Raw genomic sequence first — 6,465 nt, forward strand, 5'->3', positions numbered from 1 at the left:
GCCATGATCAAAAAAGGTCAGATCGATATTCAAGGTTCCACTCCATTCGAGCAGTTTTATGCCCTTGCAGGATAACTGCGTCCGGGGGATGATCCCTTCAGAAACTCACTTCACCCTTTTAAATGTTTGCGACAGAGCCGCATTTGGCAAGACTTTTTAGGAAAAATAGTCGAGGGACACGACGCCGGCGGCTTTATTAAGGTCGGTCATGACCCTAAGATTGCCAAGGGATGTTTCATCTATCAATCATCGAGTAAGAACTTTGATTCCCCTGAAACTTATGATGCTTGGGTGCAAGACATTGAACACCTAAAAATGTTTTTTAAGGAATCAAAGTGGTGAGTGTATTGGATGTTCGACCACAAGTGAAAAACTTTCTGTTTGTTATTTATGGGCCCGCTAAAAGCGGGCTTTTTGTATAGGTTATAGGAGTCGTTTCTATGAATATTCGTTCTATCTTCCTTCTTGCGTCCTGCTTTGGTTGCCTTCAATCGTGCGGAAAAAATCAGGAATCAGAAGCGGAAAAAGCTGAAAAACGGAGACAGGAAGCCTACCAAGCCTACAAAGAACTCTATACGTTTGATATCAATAGCGAAAAATCTGCTTGTGACGAAGCCAAAGAAGTAGCTGTCGACTTTCAAATCACAATCGAAAGCTGCTCCTGGAAAGATAGTTCGATAATGGAGCTTTCTATTTCAAAAGGGGATCATAAGCACACAAAGACCCTTCGTACAATACCCGACTTCAAGCAGGATTATGACTTAACATCCGATGTAGTGCACAATGATATCGCCATGTTCCTCGTTTCAATGACACAAATTATAAGGTACTCACAAAACCCATAATGCACGCTGATCACGATCACAGGCTGGGACCAAAGTCCCGGCCTCTATCATAACCCCGCTCCACACGCCGGCGCTCCTGCTCCATCTTCCGCTCATGCTGCTGGCACTCAAGTTTAGATGCACCGTTCCCTTCTTGCCAATACACCGTCTGACTGGTTCACTGACAGCCGACCATCAAAAGGACCAGACCCAACTTTGTCATCGGTTTCATCTAGGTGCCTTCAAAATATCCTGCAAGCGTTGATTCAATTCGTCGAGCCGTTGCTCGACGCAGCTGATACGTCCACGCTTGCCCTCGTCCAGGTTTAAATCTCTAAAACCACGAAATTTGCCAAGAGCCGCGGTCAGACGACCCTGAGCCTGGGCCAAAATCAAGGGAAGCGACTGGCTATCGTCCAGTTTCGAAAACGCCTGCTGAAGGTTCTCCTTGGTGTCACCCAAACGTATAAGTATCTGCTGAGACACTTCAGCTGCAGAACCCTCGAGGCCGCTCGCAAGCTTTTGGAGTTCGATCATTTCCCGTTTAACGTTCTGGTGAATGCTCAAAGCCGCCTGCAGGGTTTTGGTCGTATCAATTTCTACTGATAGCTTGCAAGCATCTGCACCCAGAACCATGGGTGTTGACAATGCAAACGGCATGACCAAAGTCAGAAATATAAGACTCTTCTTCATTGCAAACTCCCTTGGTGAGGGAAGAATCGCCGGCCTCAATAAGGTCGGCGATTCCCGTTCAGGATTGAAGCATTAGCTGGGACATTTTGCCGAATCACGGGTATCAGTGATGTCGGTTTTTTGTTGTTCTACAAAGGTCGCAGTGGGAAATGTTGACTTGATGTCGCGAGCGCGGCGGGCGGCGTTGCCAAGTTGAGCCCGGGCTGCAGCGACGCGGTTGCAGGCTTCGGCAAAGAAGTTCAGGTAGCCGTCAGTATCACCGTTGCCCAGGGCATCATCGGATTCATCAAGAGCATCCTGACCTTGCTCCAATCGCTTGCTGGAGGTCAGAAGGTAACGCAGCAGGCTGGCATCAGCCTCGTCCAGGGAGGGGTTGCCGCCCATCTGGGTGATAACCGAATCCACATTACTTTTCACGCGTTCAATGCCGTTACGCAGGGTTTGCGATTCAGGGGAAGCCGCTTGAGCCGAGCCAGCGACAGTCGAAAGAGCCAGAACCATACCCAAAAACTTTTTCATACATACTCCTGAAAATTTGGACAAACTGTTTCAATTGGGGTTGATCGCCAGGACTTATTTGCACTTTAGAACTTTGCGGGTGTCTTTTACGTCACTGTCGATATCATCAAATAGAGGATCGCCCTCGGAGATATTGCCTTCGTCCGGCAGTCCTGCGCCCAGCCTTGCGTTGCTGTTGTCCGATTTCAGCTTGTTAAGGCCCGAACAGATTGTTTTTTGTTTTTTGGTGGCTTCAGGATACTTTTTGCCAGCAACCAGTTTGTCGAGAACATCCAGTTCATCGACAATGCTTTCCGTGTCGGCCGACATGCGGAGCAGGATTTCCCGGGCGAGGCGATCGTTTTCCAGATTGCCATCATTACCGTCGGTCTTCGACACCAGTTCGTCAATGACACCCAGGAGGGCACTGACTGTGGACGCAGCTTCAGCGATATCATCAGCATTCGGGAGGCCGGCAGGCGGGCGAGTCGTTGCGGCCCACGCACTCGAACTGGCAGTTAGCAGAAGGGAAAAGATGAGTTGTGATTTCATTTCAATGCCTTTGTTAAAATTAAACTATCGGTGCGCTTGAGATGACGTCGGAAATGAAATCATATTGCGTGCTCGAGTGATTTTTTCTCAAAAAAGCTTCTGCCGGCCACTTGCAGGGAGGCTGGTAGTCGAATCAGATAGTGCAAAGTGCACGACGAGCTGATTCCAGAAATTCAAAAATATATGATCAAGGCGAATGTGACAATTTTAGGTGCGTTAAGACGTGCTGCCAACGAAACAGCTACGGGAATTTTCTCACTGATGGTCGCGGCAAGTTCCTGGTTGGCATCGTCCCACCGGTTCCGGCCAACGGCAGCACCATAAACGGCAACTATTATTTCAACAGCGATTTTGATAGGAATGCGAATTTCACTGTCGCTGTCCCTGCCAAGTCACTGGTAAGCAACCCCTTCATACCGAGTATCAAACGTATCGGGAGTGCGGAACGGGCCGAGAACGAGTTCCAACGACCTCTCAGGGTTTGAAGGCCAAGGAGATCACAGTATCAATCAGGAAGATCGGTTCGGAGCTGGTTAAAAAAATGATTTATTACGGTTTCAAGTGTCAGCAGTGTCAAATGCCTCACGACTTGCCGTCAGTTTGGTTCCATCTGGGATCCCTATTGTAGATTCATGGCAATGAATTTAAGATTAAATTCAAGCCAAACACTGTATATAATTCATTTTTGTTAAAGCTGACAAAGTGAACTTAATTGGAGGAGGATGGGGTGACGGTGAATAAAAAACACACACGTCCATTAGCCGATCGTCTGCCAGCAAATCCGTTGACCCGCGGCGGCTATGGTCGTCCGGCTGCCGCCTGGCTGATACATGAAGAGCTGCAAAAGCTTGAAGCCTACACGTTAACATACCAGGAAATAGCCAACGCAACAGGCGCCACTGCTGGTGCCATTCAAAGACTTTGCCGAAAATATGCCAAATTTCTACTTTTGACACATAAGCCAGATGAGCCAAAAAATAATATGGTCGCGCATATCAAAACCAAGCGGCTTCTATTATTACATCTGCTTCTGAGCAGTGAACTCGACCTCAAAATGCAAATGCGTCGTGCATTGGACGGACGTAAACACAGTCTCCCCGGAGCATTCGACAGATTTTTGACTGCAGCACGATGCGACGGATATCAGGGTGGTGACAAGGTTGAGAAAGTACCAATGGAGCGGAATCCGGACGCTATAGGGCGTCATTGGAACGAGATAAAGATTGAACTGAGCCTGCCGTGAGATTTCTTTCATCCTGGCTCGATATCCAACAAACATGACGACAGACGGGATGAGCAGCAAGATGTGTGACCAGCTTTTTCGCTATGAGTCAGGGGTTCTTTCGTGGAAGAACCAGAGCGAGCGATTTAGCAAATAAACTACTTTGTATTTTGGTTATAGTTAGCTTCGATTGTTGCCATATTAATGCAGAGTTCATAGCAACACTATTGGTGGGCTTAACATGCTGGGACTTGGAAATCTTCACGTCGGACTTGGAAATCTGCATCAATACTCTTCATCAAGATCATTTGCGATCTCCTGAGAGAGTTCGGCCAATTGATCAGCAACTTTATTCCGCCGCGCAAGATCGTGCGTCTTGAATGCAATCAGATCCTTGAACATGACACGCCGACGTGTGCCAACCATCCTACATGGAAGCATATTTTCTTTGAGGAGTTTGACGAAGTAGGGGCGCGATACATTGAGAAAATCGGCTGCCTGCTGGGTTGTCAGCTCAGCGTTCGCGGGTCTGATACTCACCGGTCTTCCCAGCGCCATCTGCTGCATAATCTCAATCAGCATCTGCATGGCCGCAATGGGAATTTGCAACTCGACAGGCTTCATCTCGATTAGAAATTTACCCAGCAATGGGCCAGCCGATGTTTTGTCGATGTCGCGAGCTACCTCCAACAAAATCGCTTGTTCACGTTGAGCTAGAGCGGAGTCCTCCTGCGAGGGAAGCAAGGTCCTCCGATCACCTGCGGATATGAATTCTGATCTTGCGGGCATGTCTGATTCCCTCCGTTTCAAAGTTCTCTTCAAAGAGCCTACCATCTTTTCGTTCAATTCGAAACATTCGAAACACATATCGGATGCTTCAGCTGCTTACTTGAGCCAGACATTTCAGTATAAGTCGTTGAAATCTTTAGAAATGGCAGTTCGAATTTAATCCTTCAACCCATAACGCTCATCACGGGACGCCGATACTGACGAAATTACAGCTAATTTTTGCATACCTGTATACATACTATCTCCTAGCCGGACCACGGTCAGGCGACAATTGCGCCTGGGAATGAGCGTCTAGTCAGGGGGGGGCTTCGGCTAGGTCGATCTGATCAGCTTTCCGGCACAGGCTTTTGGGGTGTTCGTATCTGTGTATTGCAGAAGACGGTTGACGGTAATGCTAAAGCCCGCAAGATTCGGTTCCCTTGCAATATTCAGACATTCCTGATGCAAGACCCCTGAACGGGGATCGACGCGAAATACCAGACCCGGGGTTAATTGAATGGGCTCCTCGCCTTTTTCTACAAGCCTGTCATTGAGAAATTTCAAGCCGCCTAAGTACCTTTGGATACGGGGCTTCCATGATTCGAGTTTCTCAGTTGAAAACACCGAAACCGGCATTCGTGATAGTCGCTTTTTTGGGCTCTGTCGCAAACATTTCGGAAGCAGAAGTGAGGCTTGAAGGGATTCGTCCCCGGACGCAGTTATCCTGCGAGGGCGGGTACCCAGGGAGCCCCTCCTCAGCTATTGGTTTCTTGATCGGTGGCCAATGAGAAAGCTGCAATAAACAAGAAGGAACGCTGCCCGCTCACAGTTAATTTCTAGCGTGGGGAGACTCTTCCTTTATCAGCGAGCTTCAGTTTATCCCCGACCCACATAAGGTCAAGATTTACGTGGGTTCCGTTCGCACAGGCTTGGCAATCCGTGGCTAATCTGCCGCGTCCTGAGAATCGTAGAGTGGGCCAGCTGAATCCAGTCGAGATATCAAAGCTCTCTCTTTTAAGGGTTGTGTTGCGTTTGCAGAAGATGTCCGTGCATGCTGCTATTTACTTGGAACAGCACCACCAGAGCTTCCGGCTCTTGGAGGAAAAAACGGTTAACCAAGGTTCAACGCCGCGCAATTGAACCCGCATCGACTGATCGAATCAGCCGCCTGATTCCCAAATCGACCGGAGCATTGCCTCGAAAATCGCCGACTTTGCCGCTGAAGTCGTCGGGCAACTTCGCCAGGTAGCGATACTGGAGGGCCGCATTGGTCCGTCGATCCACAATAATCTCGCTAAGCAGGATGCACCAGCCCCCTTTCGGACAATTATAATATCCCTTTGCGATGATCTCGCTTAGGGCTTCCCGAGTAAGCTGCGCGATAAACATGACGGTCCCAATGCTATCGTCTATGTGTCCTCTCAAACTAAATTTTTCCAGCTGCGAAGGGAGAGGGTGGATATGCCCGAGATTTTGCTCGGGTGAAAAACTCAGGCGATCAGGGGTCAGCTCCGCTCCACTGATGAACCTGACTTTCTCTGGATCGAGATTTACCCACAACTGACTCGCGCCAGTGACTTCGGTATCAATAAAAATGCCTTCCAAATGGTCATCGTAGCCATTGACGGTATCACCGCTCACGTGTGCCGTATGAAAGCCCTCGATTCTGGACCTATCAAAGATGATGTCCCGGGTTCCATGCTGGAGAATCATTGCAGGATGCGAGGGATGATAGGCTCCAGGATCGGCAATCAGTACCAAATCGCGAAACGTCAGGCTTTGTGAACGTTCAATATGGATTCCTTGCCCAACGGACCAGCGATGCAGTGATTCAAAAGCGGTTCGCATGCCATGAAGCCTCTCGCTTCCTGCATGAAAGGCCACAAAGCCAAGCCGACTGGCATATAC

At 48.8% G+C, this 6,465-nt stretch carries 7 protein-coding genes; 2 read left to right on the forward strand and 5 right to left on the reverse strand.

Going from position 1 to position 6,465, the window contains the following annotated elements; genetic code table 11:
- Positions 1–440 precede the first annotated feature (440 nt).
- Positions 441–845 (forward strand): hypothetical protein, encoded by a 405-nt coding sequence (locus VE954_RS06495; protein ID WP_324950868.1) that lies wholly within the window; start codon positions 441–443, stop codon positions 843–845.
- Between the two features lie 207 nt (positions 846–1,052).
- Here the strand turns inward: VE954_RS06495 and VE954_RS06500 are convergent, their stop codons facing one another.
- The 3 genes from VE954_RS06500 to VE954_RS06510 all read right to left on the reverse strand — a co-directional run bounded on the left by VE954_RS06500 (position 1,053) and on the right by VE954_RS06510 (position 2,567).
- Entirely contained in the window at positions 1,053–1,517 is a 465-nt protein-coding gene (locus VE954_RS06500) for a hypothetical protein (protein ID WP_324950870.1), read from the reverse strand.
- 72 nt (positions 1,518–1,589) lie between these two features.
- On the reverse strand, positions 1,590–2,036 hold the full coding sequence (locus VE954_RS06505) for a hypothetical protein (protein ID WP_324950872.1): 447 nt from the start codon (positions 2,034–2,036) through the stop codon (positions 1,590–1,592).
- A gap of 54 nt (positions 2,037–2,090) precedes the next feature.
- A complete protein-coding gene (locus tag VE954_RS06510; RefSeq protein ID WP_324950874.1) occupies positions 2,091–2,567 on the reverse strand; it encodes a hypothetical protein in 477 nt (158 codons plus the stop codon).
- A 727-nt stretch (positions 2,568–3,294) separates the two neighbouring features.
- On the opposite strand from VE954_RS06510, the gene VE954_RS06515 reads away from it, so the two are divergent.
- Positions 3,295–3,810 (forward strand): hypothetical protein, encoded by a 516-nt coding sequence (locus tag VE954_RS06515; protein ID WP_324950876.1) that lies wholly within the window; start codon positions 3,295–3,297, stop codon positions 3,808–3,810.
- Between the two features lie 264 nt (positions 3,811–4,074).
- On the opposite strand, the gene VE954_RS06520 is transcribed toward VE954_RS06515, so the two are convergent.
- Both VE954_RS06520 and VE954_RS06525 read right to left on the reverse strand, forming a co-directional pair.
- On the reverse strand, positions 4,075–4,533 hold the full coding sequence (locus VE954_RS06520) for an excisionase family DNA-binding protein (protein WP_324950878.1): 459 nt from the start codon (positions 4,531–4,533) through the stop codon (positions 4,075–4,077).
- A gap of 1,146 nt (positions 4,534–5,679) precedes the next feature.
- Positions 5,680–6,465 (reverse strand): hypothetical protein (locus tag VE954_RS06525; protein WP_324950880.1); only part of this gene is annotated, 786 nt, incomplete at its 5' end.

The organism is Oligoflexus sp., assembly GCF_035638955.1.
GTDB lineage: Bacteria > Bdellovibrionota_B > Oligoflexia > Oligoflexales > Oligoflexaceae > Oligoflexus.